This is a genomic window from Scandinavium tedordense (genome assembly GCF_024764965.1).
GTDB lineage: Bacteria > Pseudomonadota > Gammaproteobacteria > Enterobacterales > Enterobacteriaceae > Scandinavium > Scandinavium tedordense.
In genome coordinates this window covers 89,488-113,210 of the sequence record NZ_JALIGG010000056.1, presented here as the reverse complement: position 1 = coordinate 113,210, position 23,723 = coordinate 89,488, and the positions used below count along the sequence as shown (strand labels likewise).

Below are 23,723 nucleotides of genomic sequence, written 5' to 3'. Positions count from 1 at the left end.
GACTTTTGGCGCTTCGGTTAAAACTGGCTTTTAATCGACGTGAAAATTCACAACGTATCGCCTAAAGATTGATGATTTTCTTCGTTTTTTCCTTATGCGTTACTGGTTCACATGCTTACAGGAATTAACGATGGCAAAAGCCTTCGACAAAACGCTACTGCACCCTCGCAACGGGTTAACCTGGTTTGGTTTAGGTGTGCTGTGGCTGCTAGTCCAACTTCCCTATCCGCTGCTGTATATTATCGGGTCTTCTCTCGGCCGCGCCGCGCGTCCATTTTTGAAAAGAAGAGAAAAGATTGCGTCAACAAATTTAACACTTTGTTTCCCGGATATGACCGCCGAAGCAAAAGAGAAATTAATTGAGCAGAACTTTATTTCTCTCGGAATGGGTTTAATTGAAACCGGTATGGCCTGGTTCTGGAGCGATGCCCGGGTAAAAAAATGGTTTGATGTAGAAGGCTACGAAAACCTGACCAAAGCGCTTGAAAACAAAAAAGGGGTTATGGTGGTCGGCGTGCATTTCATGTCGCTGGAGCTTGGTGGCAGAACGATGGGTCTGTGCCGTCCAATGATGGCAACCTACCGTCCACATAACAGCAAATTGATGGAGTGGGTGCAGACCAAAGGGCGCCTGCGTTCCAATAAAGCGATGATCGACCGCCGTAATCTGCGTGGACTGGTGAGCGCGCTGAAAGCCGGGGAAGCGGTCTGGTTCGCCCCGGATCAGGATTACGGCCCGAAAGGCAGCACCTTCGCGCCGTTCTTTAACGTCCCGGAGGCGGCGACCACCAACGGTACGTTTGTGCTTCAACGCTTATCAGGTTCCGCTCTGCTGACCATCACCATGGTGCGTAAAGCCAATAACCGGGGTTACAGTCTTTACATCAGTGAAGCACTGACCGATTACCCGACTGAAGACGAATTCAAGGCCGCGAGCTATATGAACAAGGTTATCGAGAAAGAGATCCTGCGCGCGCCAGAGCAGTATTTATGGGTGCATCGTCGCTTCAAAACGCGCCCGGTCGGACAGGCGTCGCTCTACTAACGAACCTATTTTTTATGACAGCCCCGTGTGCATTTGCCACGGGGCTTTTTTATTGTCGCCGCAGACAGCAATTCCTATCTCATAAATAGGTATTTTCTTTACATCTTTTCATTGCCGCAATTTTTCTCCGCCGTTGAAGTTAAAGCATTTATTTTTCAATGCATTGAACATTTCCCGATAGCCCTGTCCAGTCTGCGCACAGGGTCTATGCTTAGTAAAAGCCCTCTGTTGGAGGCATTCTGCTGAAAGCCCCTGCTGACAAGGGGTTGAAGTGATAATCATTATCACTAACATGGAGGGATGCCCTGATGGCTTCAACGTATAAGGTGGACCTATGGAATTGCATTCAGAAACCTTCAACCCGGCTGATTTTTCCTGGCGCGGAATCAGTATGACGCCCGCTGCGGCGGCGCATGTGTGCGATCTGGCAATCAAGCAGGGCGTACAGGGGATCCGTTTGGGAGTGAAAACCTCCGGCTGTGCGGGTTTTGCTTACGTACTGGATACCGTCACCGAACCGAAAGCGGACGATCTACTGTTCGAGTCTGACGGCGCGAAGCTGTGGGTGTCGTTACAGGCGATGCCTTTTATCGACGGCACGGAAGTGGATTATGTGCGCGAAGGCTTAAATCAGATCTTTAAGTTTCACAACCCGAAAGCCCAGCATGAATGTGGCTGTGGTGAAAGTTTTGGGGTTCAGGCGGAGTAATTATGTCACGTAATATTGAAGCAACTGACGATGTCAAAACCTGGGCCGGTGGTCAGCTCAATTATAAAGAAGGGTTCTTTACCCACCTGCAGACCGACGAACTGGCGAAAGGGATCAGCGAAGAGGTAGTGCGGGCCATTTCTTCTAAACGCAACGAGCCAGAGTGGATGCTCGAATTTCGGCTGAACGCGTTTCGTGCGTGGCTCGAAATGGAAGAGCCGCACTGGCTGAAAGCGCATTACGACAAACTGAACTATCAGGATTACAGCTACTACTCAGCACCCTCCTGCGGTAACTGCGATGAAACCTGTGTCTCAGAACCGGGTGCGGTTCAGCAAACCGGGGCCAATGCGTTCCTGAGTCAGGAAGTCGAAGATGCGTTTAGCCTGCTCGGTGTGCCGGTACGTGAAGGTCGTGAGGTAGCGGTTGATGCGATCTTCGACTCCGTCTCTGTCGCCACTACCTACCGCGAAAAACTGGGCGAGCAGGGCATTATTTTCTGTTCGTTCGGCGAGGCTATCCATGACTATCCCGAACTGGTGCAGAAATATCTCGGCACCGTGGTGCCAGGTAACGATAACTTCTTTGCCGCGCTGAACGCCGCGGTCGCCTCTGATGGCACTTTTATTTATGTGCCGAAAGGCGTGCGCTGTCCGATGGAATTGTCGACCTATTTCCGCATAAACGCCGAAAAAACTGGCCAGTTCGAGCGCACAATTTTGGTGGCCGATGAAGGCAGCTACGTGAGCTATATCGAAGGCTGCTCGGCCCCGGTGCGCGACAGCTACCAGCTACACGCCGCAGTGGTGGAAGTGATTATCCACAAAGATGCGGAAGTGAAATATTCCACAGTGCAGAACTGGTTCCCGGGCGATAACAACACCGGCGGCATTCTGAACTTCGTTACCAAACGTGCGCTGTGCGAAGGTGAAAATAGCAAAATGTCATGGACCCAGTCAGAAACCGGCTCGGCCATTACCTGGAAATACCCTAGCTGTATTTTGCGCGGGGATAATTCCATCGGTGAGTTCTTCTCGGTGGCGCTGACCGCAGGACATCAGCAGGCCGACACCGGCACCAAGATGATTCACATCGGCAAAAACACCAAATCGACCATCATCTCGAAAGGGATCTCTGCCGGACACAGCCAGAACAGCTATCGCGGTTTGGTCAAAATCATGCCGACGGCGACCAACGCGCGTAACTTCACCCAGTGTGACTCGATGCTGATTGGCCCGGACAGCGGAGCGCATACCTTCCCGTACGTCGAATGTCGCAACAACACCGCTCAGCTTGAGCACGAGGCCACGACCTCGCGCATTGGTGAAGATCAGCTTTTCTACTGCTTGCAACGCGGTATCAGCGAAGACGACGCGATTTCAATGATCGTTAACGGTTTCTGTAAGGACGTTTTCTCAGAGCTGCCGCTGGAGTTTGCGGTCGAAGCACAAAAATTGCTGGCGATAAGCCTCGAACACAGCGTCGGTTAAGGATTAAGGGACACCCATGTTAAGCATTAAAGATTTACAGGTAGCGGTAGAAGATAAAGAGATCCTGCGCGGGCTTAATCTGGAAATTCGCCCGGGCGAAGTGCATGCCATCATGGGGCCGAACGGCTCCGGGAAAAGTACGCTGTCGGCGACGCTCGCCGGGCGTGAAGATTACGAAGTGACTGGCGGAACGGTTGAATTCAAAGGCAAAGATTTGCTGGAGTTAGCCCCGGAAGATCGCGCCGGAGAAGGCATCTTCATGGCCTTCCAGTATCCGGTGGAAATCCCCGGCGTCAGTAATCAGTTCTTTCTGCAAACGGCGCTCAACGCAGTGCGGGGATATCGCGGCCAGGAATCACTCGACCGCTTTGATTTTCAGGATCTGATGGAAGAGAAAATCAAATTGTTGAAAATGCCTGAAGATTTGCTGACGCGTTCGGTCAACGTCGGTTTCTCCGGCGGTGAGAAAAAGCGTAACGACATTCTGCAAATGGCGGTGCTTGAGCCGGAATTGTGCATTCTTGATGAATCGGATTCAGGGCTGGACATTGATGCGTTGAAAATTGTCTCCGACGGCGTCAATGCGCTGCGTGACGGCAAACGGGCGTTTATTATCGTCACCCACTACCAGCGTATTCTCGACTATATCAAACCGGACTTTGTGCATGTGTTGTATCAGGGCCGTATCGTTAAATCCGGCGATTTCACGCTGGTTAAACAGCTGGAGGAGCAGGGCTATGGCTGGCTTACCGAACAGCAGTAACGCGCTGCAGCAATGGCATCATCTGTTCGAGGCGCAAAGCACCGCGCACACGGCACATTCGGAACAGCACCTGCAGCAGATGCTGCGTCTCGGCCTGCCAACGCGTAAACAAGAAAACTGGAAATACACGCCGCTGGATGGACTGCTGAACAGCCAGTTTGTCAGCGCCGATGCGACGATCGATGCGCAACAGCGTGACGCGCTGGCGCTGCCAATTGATGCGCTGCGAATGGTGTTTGTGAACGGTCGATTTATCCGCGAACTGAGCGACTCGCTGACAGAGAGTGGTTTCCAGGTCACGGTTGATAACGCGCGTGAGACGCTGCCTGCGGCGGTGCAGCCGGACGTGTTCCTGCACCTCACGGAAAGCCTGGCGCAGACGGTGACGCATATTCAGGTGGCGCGTAATCAGCGTCCTGCCAGACCGCTGCTGTTGATGCATATCACTCAGGGTGCCGAAGGTGAGGAGATGAACACCGCGCATTATCGCCATCATCTGGAACTGGCGCAGGGTGCGGAAGCTACGGTGATTGAACATTACGTCAGTCTGAATACCGCGCGACACTTTACCGGTTCGCGCCTGACGATGCAGGTCGCGGACAACGCGCATTTGCAGCATATCAAGCTCGCATTTGAAAACCCGACCAGCTATCACTTCGGTCATAACGACATTCAGCTTGGTCAGGATGCCAGCGCGGCGAGCCACAGTTTCCTGCTCGGCGGCGTGGTGCTGCGGCATAACACCAGCACTCAGCTCAACGGCGAAAACACCACGCTGCGCATTAACAGCCTGGCGATGCCGGTGAACAACGAAGTGTGCGACACCCGCACCTGGCTTGAGCATAACAAAGGTTATTGCAACAGCCGTCAGCTGCATAAAACCATTGTTAGCGATAAAGGCCGGGCGGTATTTAACGGGCTTATCAATGTTGCACAGCACGCGATTAAAACCGACGGGCAGATGACCAACAATAATCTGCTGCTCGGAAAACTGTCAGAAGTGGACACCAAGCCGCAGCTGGAAATCTATGCCGATGACGTAAAGTGCAGCCACGGCGCGACCATTGGGCGTATCGACGACGAACAGTTGTTCTATCTGCGTTCGCGCGGAATTAAACAGCAGGCCGCCCAGCAGATGATCATGTATGCGTTTGCCGCTGAGCTGACTGAAGCCATTAGCGATGAGACCATCAGACATGAAGTGCTGGCGCGGATTGGCCAGCGCTTGCCGGGAGGAAGAGCATGACATTTTCCATTGAACGGGTGCGGGCCGATTTCCCGCTGCTGACCCGTGAAGTCAATGGCCAGCCGCTGGCGTATCTGGACAGCGCGGCCAGCGCGCAAAAACCTAACGCGGTAATCGACGCTGAAGCGGAGTTTTATCGTCACGGTTATGCGGCGGTGCATCGTGGTATTCACACCCTCAGCGCTGAAGCCACGACCCGAATGGAGCAGGTGCGTCAGCAGGCTGCCACCTTCCTCAATGCCCGTTCGGCTGAAGAACTGGTGTTCGTGCGCGGCACCACCGAAGGCATCAACCTGGTGGCGAACAGCTGGGGCGACAGTCATGTCGCTCAGGGCGATAACATCGTTATCAGCCAGATGGAACACCACGCCAACATCGTGCCATGGCAGATGCTCTGTACGCGCGTTGGCGCTGAACTGCGTGTCATCCCACTTAACGCTGACGGCACGCTGCAGCTGGATGTAATACCCGGTCTGTTTGACGAACGCACGAAGCTGCTGGCGGTAACTCAGGTGTCGAATGTGCTCGGCACAGAAAACCCCGTGAAGGCGCTGACCGACCTGGCACATCAGCACGGCGCAAAAGTGTTGATCGACGGGGCACAGGCGGTGATGCATCACGCCGTGGATGTGCAAAACCTGGACTGCGACTTTTATGTTTTCTCAGCGCACAAGCTGTATGGCCCGACCGGCATCGGCGTACTGTACGCGAAAGATGAAATTTTGCAGGATATGCCGCCGTGGGAAGGCGGGGGCTCAATGATTGCCACCGTCAGTCTGACGGAAGGCACCACGTGGGCGAAAGCGCCGTGGCGTTTTGAAGCGGGCACGCCTAACACGGGCGGGATTATCGCGCTCGGGGCGGCGCTGGAGTATATCAGCGGGCTGGGTCTGGACAATATTGCCGATTACGAACACACCTTAATGCATTATGCGTTGGCGGAGCTGGCAACGGTACCAGAACTCACGCTGTACGGTCCGCAAAATCGACTCGGTGTTATCGCGTTCAATCTCGGTAAACATCACGCCTATGATGTCGGCAGTTTCCTTGATAATTACGGTATTGCAGTGCGTACCGGACACCATTGCGCCATGCCGCTAATGGCGTTCTATAACGTGCCTGCTATGTGTCGCGCATCGCTTGCGATGTACAACACGGTTGAAGAGGTAGACCGTCTGGTGGCAGGATTGAAACGTATACATCGTCTACTGGGCTGACAGGGAGGCTCTATGGCCGCATTGCCGGACAAAGATAAGCTGTTGCGTAACTTCAGTCGTTGCGCCAACTGGGAAGAGAAATATCTGTATATCATTGAGCTGGGCCAGCGTTTAGCCCCGCTGAGTGAGGATGCGCATAACCCGGAAAACATTATTCAGGGCTGCCAGAGTCAGGTGTGGATTGTGATGAAACGCAGCGCCGACGGGCGGATAGAGCTGCACGGCGACAGCGACGCAGCTATCGTTAAGGGTCTGATCGCCGTCGTTTTTATTCTCTACCATCAGATGACTGCCCAGGACATTCTGGCCTTCGATGTACGCCCGTGGTTTGAGAAAATGGCGCTCACCCAACACCTTACGCCCTCGCGTTCGCAGGGGCTCGAAGCGATGATCCGCGCAATTCGCGCGCAGGCTCTGAGTTTTAGCTAAACTAATCTTAAAATACAGCTTTCATTCTGTAACGCGAGGTGGGGATTCCACCTCGCGGGTGGTTCAGCTTTCTGGCGTTCTGTCAGTGAATAAAAGGGAAACTCAGTATGAAACGCGCATCTCTCATCTCGTTAATGCTCTTAGGTGCTCTCGGCGCGTCTCAGGCCGCCAGAGCGGTTGAATACACCTTACCGGCTAACGGTAGCCGTCTTGTTGGACAAAACCAAACCTACACGGTGCAGGAAGGCGACAATAGCCTGCAAACCATTGCCCGGCGCTTTGATACCGCCGCGATGATAATCCTTGAAGCGAATAACACCATTGCGCCGGTGCCGAAACCGGGAACGCAGGTGATCATTCCGCTTCAATTGCTACTGCCTGACGTACCGCGGGAAGGCATTGTGGTCAATCTGGCTGAGCTCCGGCTCTATTATTTCCCACCAGGCGGTAATACGGTGCAGGTGTATCCGTTAGGCATTGGCCAGCTTGGGCTTGAAACGCCTGAAATGACCACTCGCGTCGGTCAGAAAATCCCTAATCCGACCTGGACGCCCACAGCGGGCATCCGCCAGCGCTCACTGGAAAAAGGCATTACGCTGCCCCCAGTGGTACCCGCTGGGCCTAATAATCCGCTGGGGCGCTTCGCATTGCGTCTGGCGTACGGTAACGGTGAGTATCTGATCCACGGGACCAATGCGCAGAGCAGCGTCGGGCTACGCGTCAGTTCCGGCTGTATGCGGATGTTTACCGATGACATCAAAGCGCTGTTCGCACAGGTACGGGTCGGGACGCCGGTGCAGGTGATTAACCAGCCAGTGAAATATTCGATTGAGCCGAACGGTACGCGTTATATGGAAGTTCACCGTCCACTGACGCAGGATGAAACCCAGAACCCACAGACCATGACCTACGTGCTCCCTGCGGGCTATTCGCAGTTCGCCACCGATAAAGGCACCGATAAGGTGATGGCGGATAAAGCGATGTACCGGCGGGCGGGGATCCCTGTTGTTGTCTCTTCAGGCGTAACGCCGGTGGCGACAGGGCAGAATCAGGTCATTTCCGTTCAGAATGGAACGCCTTCAACGGCGAATGAAACGCGGATAATGCAATAACGTGGAAAGGTGATTAACAGGTAAAAAAAATGGCGCACAATGTGCGCCATTTTTATTACAGGTACTCTTACTTACGGTAAGAGTGAGCCTGGTTGTCCAGACGCTGGTTAGCGCGTGCTGCGTCGTCTTTAGCAGCTTGAACGTCAGAACGCATTGCGTTCACGTCGTTGCTCAGCTGGTCAACTTTAGCGTTCAGAGTCTGAACGTCAGAAGACAGCTGATCGATTTTAGCGTTAGAAGAACAACCTGCCAGCATAGTAGAAGCCAGGATTACCGCGCCCAGTACCAGTTTAGTACGATTCATTATTAATACCCTCTAGATTGAGTTAATCTCCATGTAGCGTTACAAGTATTACACAAAGTTTTTTATGTTGAGAATATTTTTTTGATGGGAATACGCTTATTTTTGATCGTTCGCTCAAAGAAGCATCTAATGGATGTACAAAATGCAAAAGTTGTGTGAAAACAGTACGATTTCATTGGATTAATCTTAGATAATCAAAATTTAAATAGTGAAATCCGATTTGCAATTTTATTAAATAAGTCTATCAAAGGAATAAAAAAAGCGCCGCGAGGGCGCTTTTATGCAAATTAAGTCGACTGAACCGAAATTACAGTACGTGAACGGATGCAGTATTGGTGGTTCCGCTTGGTACCAGCGCACCAGAAACCATCACCACAACGTCACCTTTCTGAGCCAGACCGCTCTGCAGTGCAACTTCTTTACCCAGACGGTAGAAATCATCAGTAGAAGAGATTTCTTTAACCAGCTGCGCGTTAACGCCTTTAGACAGCACCAGCTGACGCGCAGTCAGTTCGTTGGTGGTCAGCGCCAGGATGGTGGCATCCGGGAAGTATTTACGGATAGCACGCGCAGATTTACCGCCCTGGGTCGCAACAACAATCAATGGCGCTTCCAGTTTCTCAGCAGTTTCTACTGCACCACGGCAAACCGCTTCGGTGATGCGCAGCTTACGGCTGTCATTGTTGAAATCCAGACGGCTGCTCATTACACGGTCAGTACGTTCGCAGATGGTGGCCATGATGGTCACAGCTTCCAGCGGGTATTTACCTTTTGCAGACTCACCGGACAGCATTACTGCATCGGTACCGTCGAGGATGGCGTTAGCAACGTCACCGGCTTCTGCGCGGGTTGGACGTGGGTTCTTGATCATAGAATCCAGCATCTGGGTCGCGGTGATCACCACTTTACGAGCGCGTACGCATTTTTCGATGATCATCTTCTGTGCGAAGATAACTTCTTCAACCGGGATTTCAACGCCCATATCGCCACGAGCAACCATGATGCCGTCAGATGCTTCGAGGATTTCGTCGAAGTTGTTCAGGCCTTCCTGGTTTTCGATTTTGGAGATGATCTGGATGTTTTCGCCGCCGTGGGCTTTCAGGTGCTCACGGATTTCCAGCACGTCAGAACGCTTACGGATAAAGGAAGCTGCAACGAAGTCAACGCCCTGTTCGCAACCGAAGATCAGGTCCTGTTTGTCTTTCTCAGCCAGAGCTGGCAGAGCGATGGAAACGCCTGGCAGGTTAACGCCTTTGTTTTCGCCCAGGTCGCCGTTGTTCAGCACTTTACAAACAACCTTGTTGCCTTCGATAGCGGTAACTTCCATACCGATCAAGCCGTCATCAACCAGAATGGTGTTGCCGACGCTCAGATCGCTGGTGAAACCTTCGTAGGTGACAGCCACAGTCTCGGTGTTACCGACAACGGTTTTATCCGTGGTGAATGTGAAGGTCTGGCCTGCTTTCAGGGAGACGTCGTTGCCGCCTTCCAGTTTGATGGTGCGGATTTCAGGGCCTTTGGTATCCAGCAGGATTGCCGCTGATTTACCGGTTTTGCTCACCACGTTGCGCAGGTTCTTGATGCGCTGGCCGTGTTCAGCATAGTCGCCGTGAGAAAAGTTCAGACGCATCACGTTCATGCCGGCGTCCAGCATTTTGGTCAGCATCTCTTCGGATTCGGTTTTTGGACCGATGGTGCAAACAATTTTGGTCTTTTTCATGACAGTCTTAGTCTTTAAGTTGAGAGAGAAGGAATAGGAAAATTTGGATCGTGGGCGCACTGCCACGAAACGAAACCTGTATTACGAAAGTCGCGATGCCACGAGATAAGGATAGGTGACATCAAAAAAGCGTGCAGAGGAAAGTGAGCCTGGTTTTCAGCTACGAAGGTTGGATGAAGTTTTACGTTATTTTTTATGCAGTCCAATGCGCTGAAACCATTCAAGAAAGAATCGGTGCGTATTATACGAGGTTACGGTTGAAAAGGAAAATGAAAACACCGTTTCAGAACAAGACGATAGCGCTTAACAAAATCATTACGAGGCGATCTTTACTTTGTAACAGAATCTAATGGCGAAAGTTACCCAGAAAGACGCTATCATCAGTAATGAATTGAAAATTAATGAGTTAGCAGGAGTTAGAGATGGGCAATCAAGGTAAAGATGAAGCGCTGTATCAGGAGATGTGCCGGGTGGTCGGCAAGGTCGTACTGGAGATGCGCGACCTGGGACAAGAGCCCAAACACATTGTAATTGCTGGCGTATTGCGCACATCGCTTGCTAACCAGAAAATCAAACGCAACGAACAGACCCGCGAGGCGATGGAACGCGTCATCACCGCGCTGGCGGGTCAATAATCAGGCAATGACAAAGCGCAAGACAGCTTTCACTGCAATTTCTGAGTGATGCGCCACCAGTTGCGGGTCGTCAATTTCCGGCAGGGGGCCTTCCAGATAAAGGCTATTAAAGGTGTAAAAATTTGACACCTGGTAGAAACTGAAGCTGCTGATCAGACGATGTACGTCCCGGGCCTCAACGCCTTGCTGGAAAATGTCCTGTTGCTGACCGCGATCGAGAATATTTTCCAGAATCGACAGGGCGCTTTTGTTTAGCGGTTTCAACAAACCTGACGCATTCAGCCACTTCCCACGCTGCATGTTCTCCATGCAAATGATCCGCATATAATCCGCATGGCTTGCGTGGTACGCCACGCTCCATTTCACCAACTGTACCAGCGCTTCGACCGGCGGTAAGTTTTCTAGCCCCAGCTGCTGCTCGTTTTCACGAATGCGGGCATACACGTGTTCCAGTACCGCCTGATACAGCTGTTCCTTGGTTTTGAAGTAATAAACCACCATCCGTTTGGTGGTTTGCGCCTCTCCGGCTATCTGTTCCATTCTCGCCCCGGCCAGGCCGTGCTCGGCGAAAACCGCGATGGCAGCGGCAAAAATCTTCTCTTTCAGGCTCTGGGCTTCATCGTGAACAACAACAGACATAGCAACTCCAGCTTCTAGTAAGAACAAAAAATACACACAATGATCACAAATTAGCAACGAATTATGGCGCAGATGAACCAAATGATTCATATTCAGCTTTCCCGTGGATCATGACAGGTGACACTATGCTGCGCTCCATCGCAACCGTCTCGATATCAGGCACCTTACCGGAAAAACTGAGCGCCATTGCCGATGCAGGCTATCAGGGCGTTGAAATTTTTGAAAATGATCTGCTCTATTATACCGGTTCGCCGGCGGATATCCGACAGATGGCCGCCGATCTCGGTTTGCAGATCACGCTTTTTCAGCCCTTTCGTGATTTCGAAGGTGCCAGTCGCCCGCAATTTGCCGCCAATCTCGAACGCGCCAGACGTAAATTTGAGCTAATGCATCAACTCGGCTGCGACACGTTGCTGTTATGCAGCAGCGTAGCGCCGGACACCAGCCCGGATATTGACCTGCAAATCAGCGACCTGCGTGCGCTGGCGGAACTGGCCGAACGTGAAAAAATCAATGTCGGGTACGAAGCGCTAGCCTGGGGAACTCAGGTGAATCGCTGGCATCAGGCGTGGCAGCGCGTAAAAGCGGTGGACAGCCCGGCGATGGGGATTGTGCTCGACAGTTTCCACGTACTGGCGTTGGGTGACACGTTGGCCCGGCTGGACGAAGTGCCGGTCGATAAAATCACCTTCCTCCAACTGGCGGATGCGCCGGTGATGAAAATGGACGTACTCGAGTGGAGCCGCCATTTCCGCTGCTTCCCGGGGCAGGGCGAGCTTCCGGTGGTGGAATTTGCCACCGATTTAACCCGGCGGGGCTATCGCGGTCCGTGGTCGCTGGAGGTGTTCAACGATGGTTTTCGCGCCTCGCCAAACGGCGCAACCGCGAAGGACGGTTATCGTTCTCTGCTGTGGCTGGAAGAACAAACCCGTCAACAGTTACCAGAAACCGAAGCAGAACTCTGCTCGCTGCCCGCGCTGCCGGAATATCAGGGGCCGGAATTTATTGAATTTGCCGCCAGTCCCGCTGAAGCAAAAAAACTCGGTACCAGCCTAAGCCAAATGGGCTTCCAGCAGCAGGGAATGCACCGCAGTAAAAAAGTAAGCCTGTGGCAAAACGGCGGCGCACGGGTGATTGTCAATCACCAGCCGCACAGCTGGGCCGATCACTTCTGGCAGCGGCACGGCGTTTCTCTGTGCGCTATGGCGCTGCGCGTTAGCCGCAGTGAGCCGATTATTTCCCGGGCAAAAGCTTACGGCTACGCCACCTGGCAAGGGGAAGTGGGGCCGAATGAAAGCACTATCCCGGCGGTTTGCGCCCCGGACGGTAGCCTGATTTATCTGGTGGAAGAGGGTGATGATATCTACGCCCGCGACTTTGAACTCAATGTGCCGGTCTCGACTTCTGGCCTGCAAGGCATCGATCATCTGGCGTTAGGGATGGAAGCCGACAGCCGCGATAACTGGGTGATGTTCTTCCGCACCGTCTTTGGTTTTACGCTTGAGCATGAGCAGACGATGCCCGATCCTTACGGGCTGGTACGCAGCCTGGCGGTACACAGCCCACAGGGCAATATTCGCCTGGCGCTAAATATTTCCCAAAGTCGCGCCACGCAGATTGCGCGCTCGGTAGCCTGCTATCAAGGTGCGGGCCTGCAGCATGCGGCATTTTCCTGCGCGGATTTACCCGCAGTGCTTGAAACCTTACCCGGCGGGCTGCCTTCTGCGCTGCCTATTCCAGCCAACTATTATGAGGATTTGCGGGCGCGGTTTGGCGACAGTGAACAGGTCGACATTCTGCAACAGCAGCAGATCCTGTACGATCGTGACGGCAGCGGCGGCGAGTTTTTACATCTGTATACTCTCCCATTCAGCGCCGGACGCTTTTTCTTTGAGTTAACCGAACGACGTAACGGCTATGCACAATACGGTGCGGTCAATGCGGCGGTCCGTCTTTCGGCCATGCAGTACAGTGAGTAAATCAGACTGAACCAAAAGGTTCGGCTGGTGGAGTGAAAATAACAACATTCATCTGCACCCTACAAAGACAGGAAACACTATGAGCACTTACAGCCATGACCACGCAGTGGCCGCGGAGGCGGTCACCGCTGTGCGCCGCACCCGGCGTCGGATCGGTATTCTGGCCCTGCTGGCAGTGGGCACAATGATCAACTATCTCGATCGTACGGTGCTGGGCATCGCTGCGCCGGCACTGACCCAAGAGTTGGGCATCAACGCAGCGATAATGGGCCTGGTGTTCTCGGCGTTTGCCTGGACCTACGCCCTGGCACAGATTCCTGGCGGCCTGTTCCTCGACCGCTTCGGCAACAAAATCACCTATTTCCTTTCCCTCACGCTGTGGTCGCTGTTCACGCTGTTTCACGGCATGGCGGTGGGTATCAAATCCTTGTTACTGTGCCGCTTTGGGCTTGGGATCAGCGAAGCGCCGTGCTTCCCTGTGAATAGCCGGGTGGTCAGCGCCTGGTTTCCACAGCAGGAGAGGGCGAAAGCCACGGCGGTGTACACCGTCGGGGAATATCTTGGCCTCGCCTGCTTCTCTCCTGTGCTGTTCTGGATTATGGGCAGCTTTGGCTGGCGCGCACTGTTTATCACCGTTGGCGTAGTCGGCATATTATTCGCGATAGCCTGGTGGCGTCTGTACCGTGAGCCGCACGAAGACAGCCGTCTGAGCGAGCAAGAACGTGAATACATTGAAGCTGGCGGCGGGATCCATTCCGCAACGGCGACAAAAACGCAATTCAGCTGGCCGCTGGTGCGCCAGTTGCTGAGCAAACGTCAGATTGTCGGAGCGAGTATTGGGCAGTTTGCCGGTAACACGGTGCTGGTGTTCTTCCTGACCTGGTTCCCGACTTGGCTCGCCACCGAGCGTCACATGCCATGGTTGAAGGTCGGTTTCTTCGCCATTCTGCCGTTTCTCGCGGCAGCGGGGGGGGTAATGTTCGGCGGCTGGGTATCGGACAAACTGCTGAAAGCTACTGGCTCCGCCAACCTTGGGCGCAAGCTGCCGATTATTGTCGGCCTGCTGATGGCGAGCTGCATCATCACTGCCAACTGGTTGCATAGTGACACCGCGGTTATCCTGGTGATGTCGTTCGCCTTCTTCGGCCAGGGAATGGTTGGCCTCGGCTGGACGCTGATTTCCGACATGGCACCCAACGGACTCGGTGGTCTGACTGCCGGACTGTTTAACTTCTGCGCCAACCTGGCGGGGATCCTCACGCCGCTGGTGATTGGCTTTATCGTCGCCGCCTCCGGCAGTTTCTTCTACGCGCTCATTTACATCGGCGCTGCGGCGTTGCTCGGTGTGGTGGCGTATGTCTTTATTCTTGGCGATGTCAAACGCATCGAACTCACGGAACAGCAGGATTAGGGAGCACGCATGATCATTACCGGAAACACCAGACTGATTGCGCATCTGGGCTGGCCTACGGAAAGTTTCAAAGCACCGATGATTTACAACCCGTGGTTTGCGGCGCAAAACGTGGATGTCAAAGTGGTGCCGATGGGCGTGCGTCCGGAGGCCTTTGCCACGTTCGTGCCAGCGCTGTTTCAGATGACTAATCTGGTCGGCGCGCTGGTGACGATGCCGCATAAAGTCGTCACCGCCGGGTTGGTGCAACAACTCAGCCCGACGGCGGCGATTGCCGGAGCCTGCAATGCCATTCGGCGTGAAGAGGACGGCTCGCTCACCGGTGATATGTTCGACGGCGATGGTTTCGTGCAGGGCATTCAGCGTAAAGGTTTTTGTACGGACAATGCCCGGGCATTAGTGGTGGGCTGCGGCGGTGTGGGATCGGCGATTGCTGCCTCCCTCGCTGCGGCGGGCGTGCCATCGCTCACGTTGTTTGATACCCGTGAGCAAACCGCTCAGGCGCTGGCCATGCGCCTGCTACGTCATTATCCGACACTTGACATCAGGCTGATGCAAAAGGATCCGCAGGGCCATTCGCTGGTGGTAAACGCGACACCGATGGGAATGAAACCGGGCGACCCGCTGCCGCTGGATGCTGACCGCCTGACACCCGGCACGTACGTCGGCGAAGTGGTCATGAGCCAGATGTGGACGCCGTTCTTGCAGGCGGCAATGGCCCGCGATTGTCAGGTGCAGCGTGGCACCGACATGTTGTTTGAAATGATCCCCGCCTATCTGAAGTTCTTTGGCCTCCCGGTCGCTACCCCTGAACAGCTGCGTGAGCGGGCTGAGATCAGGGAATAAGCGGATTCGACTGGCGTTCCCTGTTTGCCCGGCTAAGATAATCGCTTTCGAACCGGGCAAAGATTTCACACTGATGACCACAACCCTTCACGTACTCGCCGCAGGCAGCCTCAAGCGGGCATTTATTCCGCTGTGTCAGCATTTCAGCCAACAAACCGGTATTCTTGTTCATGTCGATTTTGGCCCAGCAGGCCTGCTGCGGGAGCGCATCGAAGCCGGTCAGCGCTGTGACCTGTTCGCCTCCGCGAACACCCGGCATCCGCAAATGCTGCTGGCGAGCGGACGCGCGCAGGCGGCGACTACCTTTGCGTTTAATCGCCTGAACCTCACGGCCCGTAAAACCGCGCAAACGGAAAATGCCGACTGGCTCAGCCTGCTGTCGAATCCGGCGCTGCGGTTGGGGACGTCGACGCCCGGATGTGACCCTTCTGGCGATTACACTTTTGAGCTGTTTGCCCGAATTGAGGCGCAGTATCCGGATATCAAGCTGTCTACCCGGGCACAGCAGCTGGTGGGTGGCAGAGCGTCGTTAATCGTTCCTGCGGGGGAAATTGCCAGTGCGTGGCTGATACGTCAGAATTTGACCGACCTGTTTGTCGGTTATGCGCACTATGCTCAGGCGCTGGAAAACTCGGACGATTTGCGCATTCTGGCGCTGCCGGATACGTATCAGACGCGCTGTGAATATCAGCTGGCGCGGCTCAGTGACGAAGCGCACCTGCTGGAACAGTTTATTGTGGCATCAGAAGGCCAGGCGTTTTTACGTGAGGCCGCTTTTTTAACGCTCGATGGCAAATAATGGGGCAATGACCTGACGCGGATAGTCATCCAGCGTCAGCGTCCTGACTGGCACGCCATACGCCTGGTGTAGATGGCGGTCCGTTACTACATCTTCAGTTTTACCCGCCAGCCATTTCCTGTCCGGCAACAGCATCAGCGTATGGCTCGCCACCTGTAACGCGTGGGTCGGATCGTGCGTCGTAAACAGCACGCTGCGCTGCTGGCGATGTGCCAGGTCGCTTATCAATTGCAGCACCACCTGTTGATTAGCCAGATCCAGCGCGGAGCAGGGCTCATCAAGCAAAATATTCTGACTGCCGCTGACAAGCGCCCGGGCAATCATCACCAGCTGCTGCTGACCACCTGAGAGCGTGCCGACGTTGTGCTGCGCCAGTGCGGAAATGTTCAGCTGCGCCAGCGCGCTCTCGACCTGCTGTCGGTCATCGGTTGACGGTTGTGAAAACAGCCCCACGTGGCGAGCGCGGCCCATCAGCACTACGTCATGCACCTGCCAGGCGAAGGCCGGGCGAAAAGCCTGCGGCACCACGCTGACGCCGCCATCAACCGAAAACTGGCCGCCGAGAGCGGGCAACACTCCGGTCAGCGTATCCAGTAAGGTACTTTTCCCGCGTCCGTTCGCGCCGAGTACGGCCCAGATATCCCCCGGCTGACACCTAAAACTGAGCGGCGAAAACAGTGGCTGGCCGTGACCGTACAGCAGTTCGCTGACGGATAACGAAGTCGTAATCATTGGGCACTCCGGCGTTGGCTGTAAATCAGCAAAAAGGTGAAGACCGGCGCGCCGACCAGGGCGGTGATAATACCGACAGGAATTTCGGCGTTAGTCAGGGTACGGGCGAGATCGTCGACCACAATCATAAACCCGCCGCCGAGCCAGAACGCGGTCGGTAACAGGCGTCGATGGTCGGCCCCAACTAACAGCCGCGCCAGATGCGGAATCACCAGTCCGACCCAGGCGATGCTGCCGCTGACTGCCACTTGGGCAGCAACCAGAAGCGCACAGCTGACCAGCACCCCGCGACGCAGCGGTTTCACCGATACGCCGAGCGCTCGCGCATCTTTCTCATCCAGTGACAGCAAATTAATGCGCCAGCGCAGGGCGAACAGCACCGCACCCGCCAGCAGTACCGGCCCGGCGACCAGTATCACTTTGTGCCAGTTGGCGGTGGCAAAACTGCCGAGCAGCCAGAATACGATGTTGGGCAACACCTCTTCGGTGTCGGCGAGGTACTGCATCAGGCTGACCAGTGCGGCGAAAAATCCGCTGAGGATAATACCCGACAGAATAAGCACCAGTGTACTTTCGCGCCCTTGTAAGGTCGCAATCAGATACACCAGTCCAAGTGCGGCCAGGCCAAAGCTAAAGGTCGAGCCCATCATTAAAAGCGGACTTAATCCGAGCAGAATCGCCAGCGTGCCGCCAAACGCGGCGCCAGAAGTCACGCCGATGATGTGGGGGTCGACCAGCGGATTGCGGAACACGCCCTGTAGCGTGGCGCCACTCAAACCGAGCGCCGCGCCGCAGAGAAAGGTCATCACCACGCGAGGTAAACGCACCGTCCACACCACCTGTCCGGCGTTATCGTTCGTCGTATCAAGATGGAGAAGATGAGTGACAACGTCACTAATTGGCAAATGATATTGGCCGAGGCACAACGAAACCAGCGCCAGCAGCAGAGTTGAGGCCATTAACCCCACTTGCAGCGCGCGATACCGGGCTTCAGAGGGCATTTGATTTCCAACTCACGCGGTAAAAGTGCTGATAGTAATCTTGCGCCAGGGCATCCACGTCGACGTTTTTATAGCGTTCCGGATAGAGTTTTTTCGCCATCCACAGCTCACCAATCGCCATCGCTTCCGGCATCGGATAGCCCCAGGCTTTGGCATATTCCGGCATCAGCCATACGCGATGATTTTTCACGGCGTCAATTGCCTGCCACTGCGGATCGCTTTCGATGGCTTTCAGCACCTGCGGGTAGCGGTCCTGCACAAAAATAACCTGAGGATCCCACTGTAAAACCTGCTCCAGCGACACCTGACGCGCACCTTTAACGGTTGCCGCCGCCACGTTCAGTGCACCTGCATGTTCCATCATCAGCCCGGTATATTTACCTGAGCCGTAGGTGTTGAGATCCGGGTTTGCCATATACACGCGGACTTTTTTAGCCTCAGGAATATCGGCCACTGGAGCGTTAGCGTTGGCGCGTGCGCTGAAGGTGTAGTCGATTAACGCCTCGGCTTCTTTCGGCCGTTCCACTACGTCGCCAATCAGGCGAATGCCCTGTTTCAATCCCTCGTTATAGGCCTGTTCTTCGTTGGCCATCGTCGGGTTCATTTTATTTTTCTCACCGGCGGCATCCTCGCGCAATGAAATCGCCACCACCGGAATACCGGCATTCTGAATCTGCTGGATCATGTCGGTCGGCGCATAGTTCGCCGCGAAAACCACCTGCGGATGCAGCGCCAGCAGGCTTTCAATATTGACCTGTGTCAGGTCGCCTGGCATTGGCAGCGTGGTGATTTTCGGCATAAAGCGTGCAAACTGTGGCCCGAGCTGTTTTTTCCAGCTGCTCATCACGCCGACGATGTCGTCCTGCGCATTCAGCTGTACCAGCAGATTCAGCGTCTGATGCTGAAGTACCACCACGCGATTGACGTGATCGGGCAGCGTAACCTGACGACCCAACTGGTCAGTAACGGTTCGGTCAGCCTGTGCGGCCGTGGCGGTAAGAAGGGCGCTGCAGGCAAGGGCAGTGCACAGATAAAGGTGATGTAGTCTGGGCATGATTCACTCTGAGAAGGGAAAAAATCGCTATGCATTAGATTATATAGCGATGCGGGTTGCAAACCTTTCGTGCCGATTATCTCAACGGTTCATGGGAAAGGCCGTTATAACCGAATGTAATATCCCGCCTCGCGTGTTGCATATGCCAGACAAGTTATGTATTTTTATGCATATTAAATGCATAAAAAGGTAATGATATGATCAGCAAATGGATGAAGGGATTTTGTTTAACAGCGGCGCTGGCGGCCAGTGCCCATGTTGCAGCTCAAACGTATATCGTCGGTTCGGGTGGCACTTATCGCCCGTTTGAATTTGAAAACAGCCAGAAACAGCTGGAAGGTTTTGATATCGATGTGATTAAGGCTATCGCCAAAGCCGAGAACTTCGATATCAAACTGATCAACACGCCGTGGGAAGGCATCTTCGCCACCCTCAATTCCGGCGACCGTGACATCATCATTTCCGGCATCACCATTACCGACAAACGTAAGCAGATGATCGATTTCTCCGCGCCGTACTTCCCGGCGGAACAGTCGATTGTGGTGCCGAAGGATTCTAAAGTCAGTTCGCTGGCAGCGCTGAAAGGCGAGAAGGTTGGCGTGGTGAACTCCAGCACCGGGGATATCGTGGTATCTGACGTGCTCGGTAAAAACAGTACTGCCATCAAGCGGTTCGACAACACTCCGCTGATGCTGCAAGAACTGTTTGAAGATGGCGTGAGCGCAGCGGTAGGCGATGTTGGTGTGGTGAAGTACTACATCAAACAGCACCCGGAAAAACAGTTCAAACTGGTCCCGGATGCCAAATTTGAACGTCAGTATTTCGGTATTGCGGTAGCGAAAGGCAACACCGAACTGCTCGGCAAAATTAACGCCGGACTGAAAAAGATCGTCGCCGACGGCACCTACGCCAAAATTTATCAAACCTGGTTTGACGCAGACGTTCCTACGTTGCCAGCTCAGTAATATCTTCTTTTTATTTTCACGGCGATCGCCACTGCTGACGATCGCCGTTTTTTTCAGGGAAAAGCTATGACGGGATTCCGTTGGGAAATTATCGAGGAGTACGGCCCGCTGTTTATCGACGGCGCGATAATGACCCTCAAATGCACCATTATTTGTGTGATCCTCGGCACTCTGTGGGGCCTGACGCTCGGTCTGGGCCGGATGGCGAAGGCCGAACACGGACCGTGGAAATATGTTCTGCGTTACCTGGTGCAGTTCCCGGTGCGCTTTTATGTCAGCGCCTTTCGCGGCACACCGCTTTTCGTGCAGATCATGGTGGTCCATTTTGCGTTGGTACCGCTGTTCATTAACCCACGCGATGGTCTGCTGGTGACTCACGGTGTGATGAGCAGTGATTTCGCCCGCGAATTGCGTTCAAACTACGGCGCGTTTTTATCCTGCATTGTGGCGATTACGCTCAACGCCGGGGCCTACGTGTCGGAGATTTTCCGCGCAGGCATTCAGTCGATTGATAAAGGCCAGATGGAAGCCTCCCGCGCGCTGGGTATGCCGTGGTGGAAAACCATGCGCAAGGTGATTTTACCGCAGGCGTTTCGCCGTATTCTGCCGCCGCTCGGCAATAACGCCATCGCGATTGTGAAAGACTCCTCGCTGGCGTCGGCGATTGGTCTGGCGGACCTGGCGTACGCCGCGCGCACCGTTTCCGGGGCATATGCCACTTATTGGGAACCGTACCTGACCATTTCGGTTGTGTATTGGGTCATTACTTTCGTGCTGGCGCAGCTGGTTAACCGTCTGGAAAAGAGGTTTGGCAAAAGTGATTCACATTAAAAATCTGCATAAGCACTTCGGTGCGAGTCACGTTCTGCGCGGCATCGACTGTGATATTCAGCCTCAGGAAGTGGTCTGCGTGATTGGACCTTCCGGCTCCGGGAAAAGCACTTTTTTACGCTGCATGAACGCGCTGGAATCGGTGAGCGAAGGCGAAGTGGTGGTCAACGGCTTCCCGGTGCACGATAAGAAGACCGATCTCAATAAACTGCGCGAGAGCGTGGGCATGGTCTTCCAGCGCTTTAACCTCTTCCCGCACATTACGGTGTTGGAAAACCTGCTGATGGCGCCGATGTCGCTGCGCGGGATGTCCCGTGCCGAGGCGGTGACCTATGCCGAAGGGCTGCTGTCGAAAGTCGGGCTGAGCGATAAGCGCGATGCCTGGCCGTCCAGTCTGTCCGGCGGGCAGCAGCAGCGCGTGGCAATTGCTCGGGCATTAGCGATGCAACCGTCGATCATGCTGTTCGATGAGCCGACATCCGCACTTGACCCGGAACTGGTCGGCGACGTACTGGAAGTGATGAAAAAACTGGCCACGGAAGGGATGACGATGGTTATCGTGACCCACGAAATGGGCTTTGCCCGCGAAGTGGCGGATCGGGTGATTTTCATCGACCAGGGCATTATTCAGGAGCAGGGCACGCCGGAGCAGATTTTCAGCGCGCCGCAGAACCCTCGCACCGCGTCGTTTCTCAGTAAGGTGTTGTAATTAATCGTTGCCAGCGATGCCAGCCGACTTGTCGGAAAGGCATCGCTGGATTACGGTTAAAGGCTACGACATTTGAATGACAGAACCTCATGGCCTATTTTTCCCGTTTACTGGCAGACATCCCCGGCGTTCGCCACGCCTTACTCGACGTGCATGAATCCGCGGTGTTTGATAAATCCACCCTCGTGGATATCAAGCAAGTTCATGGCACGGACATCCTCAATTACGTCGCACCTCCTACAGAACGTCCTCATGCGGATGGCATTTTTACGCAAATTTCAGGCCAGCAGATCGGGGTCTACACCGCAGATTGTTTACCGTTGTTGATGGCGTCGCGTGACGGACACTTTATTGCCTGCATTCATGCCGGATGGCGCGGTACCGCAGAAGGCATCGTGCGGCAAAGCGTGGCGCAGTTTAGCGCAGCGGGGGTTAGTCTTGAGGATATTATCGTTGCTATCGGCCCGCATATTCGCCCGTGCTGTTATGAGGTATCGCCCTCATTTTATGACGCGTTATTACAAACACCTGCCACAGAACAGGTGCGCCTGCACCGGCAGCGTTTGTTCTCTGTGGCCCCGCGAGGGCCAAATGTGCGCAGTGCAACAGCACGTGAAGAAAACAGTCTGTGGTTTGATTTACCGGCATTTTGCGAGATTCATCTGCTGGATGCAGGCGTGCGTCAGGAAAACATCGACTGTCTGGCACACTGTACCTACTGTACGCCCGAAAGCTTAGGGTCGTATCGTCGACGGACGCACGTTCCGGCAACGAAAACCCAGCAGGTATCGTGGATTGTGCGGGATTAACGCGCAGGCTGACAGGGTGTGCTGCAAAGAGAAAAGCGCTACAGCGGCGTAACATCACACTGTAGCGCGATAAACATGAAAGAATGCCGTCTAGTTTTCGATGCGCGCGGTGTAGGCCGCAGACACGCGGGGGGCAACCTTACGTGCCGTAAGCGGCATGACATCTACCTTCGCAATATAGCCGTCAGGATCTACCGCCCAGCCGTGTTGCTCCGCTGCGGCGACGATCTCGTCATCCCAGTAGATCGTTTTGCGCTGATCGCCGCGACTGGTCAGCGTCACTTCACACTCACCGTCCAGTGCACGGTACTGCCGCCAGCAATTTTCCGGAACAGAAATGACCGAGCGCTCCGGGGCGGTGAGGACGACCTCTTCACCCTGGTGATTGAACGTCACTTCCAGCGTACCTTTAAAGACCATGATCACCTGAACCTGCTCACAACGGTGACGGCCAAGCTGGCCGCCAGCAGGCAGTTTCAACCATTCCACTGAAAAACCATGAGGACGGATAATTTTCGGCAGGCTGTTTCGATCCTGGCTGATACCAAACCCGATAACCGGCGCAATTTGCGCACCGTGGCCGGGGAGGATAGCATCCAGCAATCCCTGCGAGGACCACTGGCGTTGTTCGCCCGTCACCGCAAATTCTGCCATTTGCTGCGGCGTATAGTGGGTGAGACTCTCGATTTCGGCTTGTGCCAGTTCCGGCATCAGCGCGGAATCGTCCGGAATCGCATCTCCTTTTTCAACATCGATCAGCATGTTCTCGCGGCTGAGGTATAACCCGTATTCTTTCGCCGCCTGCATAACGGAAGGGTGCCAGATAATACCGCCGGTGTTATCGCCGCCCAGGACGGTGAAGACCCAGCCATCGGTGTCCGTTGCTGAAGCGTTGGTAAAACCACGGAAGATCCACGTCGGGATCGACAAAATTGCCGGTGCGCTGAATGTCGCTTCGTTTTCGCCGTTTGCACCCCAGCGAAAGCGCCAGCTCCCTTCATGGATCAGGAACACTTCAGCGGTAAAATGAAGATGAAGATTATTGGTGACGCCTTTCGGCATCGCGGCGGCGCCAATATTGAAACCGTGAGGCAGCGGAATATTGATGACTTGCTCGCTGGATTGCGTGACGCCAGGCCCGATAAATGAGTAATTTTGCTTAAGATGAGATCCGGGTAATTTGCAGTCAATAAACGCCACGCTGCATGACACCATATCTTCTGGCGTAATCAGACGCTTACGGGCTTCTTCGTGGGTCAGAGTCGTGTTTTTCATACC

General features: G+C 54.3%; 25 protein-coding genes. 17 read left to right on the top strand and 8 right to left on the bottom strand.

Features of this window, described 5'->3' with window-relative positions; translation table 11 throughout:
• Window positions 1-130 precede the first annotated feature (130 nt).
• The 8 genes from lpxP to ldtE all read left to right on the top strand — a co-directional run bounded on the left by lpxP (window position 131) and on the right by ldtE (window position 8,011).
• Window positions 131-1,045, top strand: coding sequence for a kdo(2)-lipid IV(A) palmitoleoyltransferase (lpxP, locus tag MUU46_RS13710; protein ID WP_159755987.1), 915 nt, complete (start codon window positions 131-133; stop codon window positions 1,043-1,045).
• A gap of 334 nt (window positions 1,046-1,379) precedes the next feature.
• On the top strand, window positions 1,380-1,754 hold the full coding sequence (sufA, locus tag MUU46_RS13705; protein WP_159755990.1) for a Fe-S cluster assembly scaffold SufA: 375 nt from the start codon (window positions 1,380-1,382) through the stop codon (window positions 1,752-1,754).
• 2 nt (window positions 1,755-1,756) lie between these two features.
• Window positions 1,757-3,244, top strand: a complete 1,488-nt coding sequence (sufB, locus tag MUU46_RS13700) for a Fe-S cluster assembly protein SufB (RefSeq protein WP_258965790.1) — start codon at window positions 1,757-1,759, stop codon at window positions 3,242-3,244.
• Between the two features lie 16 nt (window positions 3,245-3,260).
• Window positions 3,261-4,007, top strand: a complete 747-nt coding sequence (gene sufC, locus MUU46_RS13695; protein ID WP_258965789.1) for a Fe-S cluster assembly ATPase SufC — start codon at window positions 3,261-3,263, stop codon at window positions 4,005-4,007.
• Window positions 3,982-5,253: a Fe-S cluster assembly protein SufD gene (gene sufD, locus MUU46_RS13690; RefSeq protein ID WP_258965788.1), complete on the top strand. Its 1,272-nt coding sequence runs from the start codon at window positions 3,982-3,984 to the stop codon at window positions 5,251-5,253. Before sufC ends, sufD begins: the two co-directional genes overlap by 26 nt.
• Window positions 5,250-6,470, top strand: coding sequence for a cysteine desulfurase SufS (gene sufS, locus MUU46_RS13685; protein ID WP_159755999.1), 1,221 nt, complete (start codon window positions 5,250-5,252; stop codon window positions 6,468-6,470). Before sufD ends, sufS begins: the two co-directional genes overlap by 4 nt.
• A gap of 12 nt (window positions 6,471-6,482) precedes the next feature.
• Window positions 6,483-6,899, top strand: a complete 417-nt coding sequence (gene sufE, locus MUU46_RS13680; RefSeq protein ID WP_258965787.1) for a cysteine desulfuration protein SufE — start codon at window positions 6,483-6,485, stop codon at window positions 6,897-6,899.
• A gap of 107 nt (window positions 6,900-7,006) precedes the next feature.
• On the top strand, window positions 7,007-8,011 hold the full coding sequence (gene ldtE / locus MUU46_RS13675) for a L,D-transpeptidase LdtE (RefSeq protein WP_159756005.1): 1,005 nt from the start codon (window positions 7,007-7,009) through the stop codon (window positions 8,009-8,011).
• 67 nt (window positions 8,012-8,078) lie between these two features.
• On the opposite strand, the gene MUU46_RS13670 is transcribed toward ldtE, so the two are convergent.
• The 3 genes from MUU46_RS13670 to ynhH all read right to left on the bottom strand — a co-directional run bounded on the left by MUU46_RS13670 (window position 8,079) and on the right by ynhH (window position 10,241).
• Window positions 8,079-8,315 carry a major outer membrane lipoprotein gene (locus tag MUU46_RS13670; RefSeq protein ID WP_034455915.1) on the bottom strand — a complete coding sequence of 79 codons (237 nt, stop codon included), beginning with the start codon at window positions 8,313-8,315 and terminating at the stop codon, window positions 8,079-8,081.
• Window positions 8,316-8,622: 307 nt separating this feature from the next.
• Complete coding sequence (gene pykF, locus MUU46_RS13665; RefSeq protein WP_159756008.1) at window positions 8,623-10,035, bottom strand: pyruvate kinase PykF; 1,413 nt, start codon at window positions 10,033-10,035, stop codon at window positions 8,623-8,625.
• A 14-nt stretch (window positions 10,036-10,049) separates the two neighbouring features.
• Window positions 10,050-10,241 carry a protein YnhH gene (ynhH, locus tag MUU46_RS23050; protein WP_445326602.1) on the bottom strand — a complete coding sequence of 64 codons (192 nt, stop codon included), beginning with the start codon at window positions 10,239-10,241 and terminating at the stop codon, window positions 10,050-10,052.
• 216 nt (window positions 10,242-10,457) lie between these two features.
• On the opposite strand from ynhH, the gene fumD reads away from it, so the two are divergent.
• On the top strand, window positions 10,458-10,670 hold the full coding sequence (gene fumD, locus MUU46_RS13660) for a fumarate hydratase FumD (protein ID WP_159756011.1): 213 nt from the start codon (window positions 10,458-10,460) through the stop codon (window positions 10,668-10,670).
• Here the strand turns inward: fumD and MUU46_RS13655 are convergent, their stop codons facing one another.
• Window positions 10,671-11,309, bottom strand: coding sequence for a TetR/AcrR family transcriptional regulator (locus MUU46_RS13655; RefSeq protein WP_159756014.1), 639 nt, complete (start codon window positions 11,307-11,309; stop codon window positions 10,671-10,673).
• A gap of 125 nt (window positions 11,310-11,434) precedes the next feature.
• Between MUU46_RS13655 and MUU46_RS13650 the strand changes: the two genes are divergently transcribed.
• The 4 genes from MUU46_RS13650 to MUU46_RS13635 all read left to right on the top strand — a co-directional run bounded on the left by MUU46_RS13650 (window position 11,435) and on the right by MUU46_RS13635 (window position 16,344).
• The gene (locus tag MUU46_RS13650) at window positions 11,435-13,288 is read left to right on the top strand and encodes a bifunctional sugar phosphate isomerase/epimerase/4-hydroxyphenylpyruvate dioxygenase family protein (RefSeq protein WP_258965786.1); all 1,854 of its coding nucleotides are present in this window, start codon (window positions 11,435-11,437) and stop codon (window positions 13,286-13,288) included.
• Window positions 13,289-13,367: 79 nt separating this feature from the next.
• Window positions 13,368-14,699 (top strand): MFS transporter, encoded by a 1,332-nt coding sequence (locus MUU46_RS13645; protein WP_258965785.1) that lies wholly within the window; start codon window positions 13,368-13,370, stop codon window positions 14,697-14,699.
• 9 nt (window positions 14,700-14,708) lie between these two features.
• The gene (locus MUU46_RS13640) at window positions 14,709-15,545 is read left to right on the top strand and encodes a shikimate dehydrogenase family protein (protein ID WP_159756023.1); all 837 of its coding nucleotides are present in this window, start codon (window positions 14,709-14,711) and stop codon (window positions 15,543-15,545) included.
• Window positions 15,546-15,615: 70 nt separating this feature from the next.
• Window positions 15,616-16,344 (top strand): substrate-binding domain-containing protein, encoded by a 729-nt coding sequence (locus MUU46_RS13635; RefSeq protein ID WP_258966012.1) that lies wholly within the window; start codon window positions 15,616-15,618, stop codon window positions 16,342-16,344.
• Here the strand turns inward: MUU46_RS13635 and MUU46_RS13630 are convergent.
• Genes MUU46_RS13630 through MUU46_RS13620 form a run of 3 tightly spaced genes read right to left on the bottom strand, consistent with a single transcriptional unit; the run spans window position 16,324 to window position 19,131 of the window.
• Window positions 16,324-17,073, bottom strand: coding sequence for an ABC transporter ATP-binding protein (locus MUU46_RS13630; RefSeq protein WP_258966011.1), 750 nt, complete (start codon window positions 17,071-17,073; stop codon window positions 16,324-16,326). The genes MUU46_RS13635 and MUU46_RS13630 overlap by 21 nt on opposite strands.
• Complete coding sequence (locus tag MUU46_RS13625) at window positions 17,073-18,077, bottom strand: FecCD family ABC transporter permease (protein ID WP_258965784.1); 1,005 nt, start codon at window positions 18,075-18,077, stop codon at window positions 17,073-17,075. Before MUU46_RS13625 ends, MUU46_RS13630 begins: the two co-directional genes overlap by 1 nt.
• Window positions 18,067-19,131 carry an ABC transporter substrate-binding protein gene (locus MUU46_RS13620; protein WP_258965783.1) on the bottom strand — a complete coding sequence of 355 codons (1,065 nt, stop codon included), beginning with the start codon at window positions 19,129-19,131 and terminating at the stop codon, window positions 18,067-18,069. The genes MUU46_RS13625 and MUU46_RS13620 overlap by 11 nt, the downstream gene beginning before the upstream one ends.
• Window positions 19,132-19,328: 197 nt before the next feature.
• On the opposite strand from MUU46_RS13620, the gene MUU46_RS13615 reads away from it, so the two are divergent.
• From MUU46_RS13615 to pgeF, 4 genes are all read left to right on the top strand, one after another.
• A complete protein-coding gene (locus MUU46_RS13615; protein WP_159756035.1) occupies window positions 19,329-20,096 on the top strand; it encodes a basic amino acid ABC transporter substrate-binding protein in 768 nt (255 codons plus the stop codon).
• Window positions 20,097-20,162: 66 nt separating this feature from the next.
• The gene (locus tag MUU46_RS13610) at window positions 20,163-20,927 is read left to right on the top strand and encodes an amino acid ABC transporter permease (RefSeq protein ID WP_159767752.1); all 765 of its coding nucleotides are present in this window, start codon (window positions 20,163-20,165) and stop codon (window positions 20,925-20,927) included.
• Complete coding sequence (locus MUU46_RS13605; protein ID WP_159756720.1) at window positions 20,914-21,636, top strand: amino acid ABC transporter ATP-binding protein; 723 nt, start codon at window positions 20,914-20,916, stop codon at window positions 21,634-21,636. The genes MUU46_RS13610 and MUU46_RS13605 overlap by 14 nt, the downstream gene beginning before the upstream one ends.
• Before the next feature lie 89 nt (window positions 21,637-21,725).
• Window positions 21,726-22,445: a peptidoglycan editing factor PgeF gene (gene pgeF, locus MUU46_RS13600; protein WP_258965782.1), complete on the top strand. Its 720-nt coding sequence runs from the start codon at window positions 21,726-21,728 to the stop codon at window positions 22,443-22,445.
• Between the two features lie 90 nt (window positions 22,446-22,535).
• Here the strand turns inward: pgeF and MUU46_RS13595 are convergent, their stop codons facing one another.
• Window positions 22,536-23,720 (bottom strand): cupin domain-containing protein, encoded by a 1,185-nt coding sequence (locus MUU46_RS13595; protein WP_258965781.1) that lies wholly within the window; start codon window positions 23,718-23,720, stop codon window positions 22,536-22,538.
• Between the last annotated feature and the right edge of the window lie 3 nt (window positions 23,721-23,723).

Excerpts from the sequence above, each read along its gene's own strand:
- MUU46_RS13615 (WP_159756035.1), top strand. The coding sequence starts at position 19,329 with ATGATCAGCAAATGGATGAAGGGATTTTGTTTAACAGCGGCGCTGGCG.
- sufE (WP_258965787.1), top strand. The coding sequence starts at position 6,483 with ATGGCCGCATTGCCGGACAAAGATAAGCTGTTGCGTAACTTCAGTCGT.
- sufA (WP_159755990.1), top strand. The coding sequence starts at position 1,380 with ATGGAATTGCATTCAGAAACCTTCAACCCGGCTGATTTTTCCTGGCGC.
- MUU46_RS13655 (WP_159756014.1), bottom strand. The coding sequence starts at position 11,309 with ATGTCTGTTGTTGTTCACGATGAAGCCCAGAGCCTGAAAGAGAAGATT.
- MUU46_RS13670 (WP_034455915.1), bottom strand. The coding sequence starts at position 8,315 with ATGAATCGTACTAAACTGGTACTGGGCGCGGTAATCCTGGCTTCTACT.
- MUU46_RS13595 (WP_258965781.1), bottom strand. The coding sequence starts at position 23,720 with ATGAAAAACACGACTCTGACCCACGAAGAAGCCCGTAAGCGTCTGATT.
- lpxP (WP_159755987.1), top strand. The coding sequence starts at position 131 with ATGGCAAAAGCCTTCGACAAAACGCTACTGCACCCTCGCAACGGGTTA.
- MUU46_RS13650 (WP_258965786.1), top strand. The coding sequence starts at position 11,435 with ATGCTGCGCTCCATCGCAACCGTCTCGATATCAGGCACCTTACCGGAA.
- pgeF (WP_258965782.1), top strand. The coding sequence starts at position 21,726 with ATGGCCTATTTTTCCCGTTTACTGGCAGACATCCCCGGCGTTCGCCAC.
- fumD (WP_159756011.1), top strand. The coding sequence starts at position 10,458 with ATGGGCAATCAAGGTAAAGATGAAGCGCTGTATCAGGAGATGTGCCGG.
- ldtE (WP_159756005.1), top strand. The coding sequence starts at position 7,007 with ATGAAACGCGCATCTCTCATCTCGTTAATGCTCTTAGGTGCTCTCGGC.
- MUU46_RS13620 (WP_258965783.1), bottom strand. The coding sequence starts at position 19,131 with ATGCCCAGACTACATCACCTTTATCTGTGCACTGCCCTTGCCTGCAGC.
- MUU46_RS13610 (WP_159767752.1), top strand. The coding sequence starts at position 20,163 with ATGACGGGATTCCGTTGGGAAATTATCGAGGAGTACGGCCCGCTGTTT.
- MUU46_RS13645 (WP_258965785.1), top strand. The coding sequence starts at position 13,368 with ATGAGCACTTACAGCCATGACCACGCAGTGGCCGCGGAGGCGGTCACC.
- MUU46_RS13640 (WP_159756023.1), top strand. The coding sequence starts at position 14,709 with ATGATCATTACCGGAAACACCAGACTGATTGCGCATCTGGGCTGGCCT.
- sufS (WP_159755999.1), top strand. The coding sequence starts at position 5,250 with ATGACATTTTCCATTGAACGGGTGCGGGCCGATTTCCCGCTGCTGACC.
- sufB (WP_258965790.1), top strand. The coding sequence starts at position 1,757 with ATGTCACGTAATATTGAAGCAACTGACGATGTCAAAACCTGGGCCGGT.
- pykF (WP_159756008.1), bottom strand. The coding sequence starts at position 10,035 with ATGAAAAAGACCAAAATTGTTTGCACCATCGGTCCAAAAACCGAATCC.
- sufD (WP_258965788.1), top strand. The coding sequence starts at position 3,982 with ATGGCTGGCTTACCGAACAGCAGTAACGCGCTGCAGCAATGGCATCAT.
- sufC (WP_258965789.1), top strand. The coding sequence starts at position 3,261 with ATGTTAAGCATTAAAGATTTACAGGTAGCGGTAGAAGATAAAGAGATC.
- MUU46_RS13625 (WP_258965784.1), bottom strand. The coding sequence starts at position 18,077 with ATGCCCTCTGAAGCCCGGTATCGCGCGCTGCAAGTGGGGTTAATGGCC.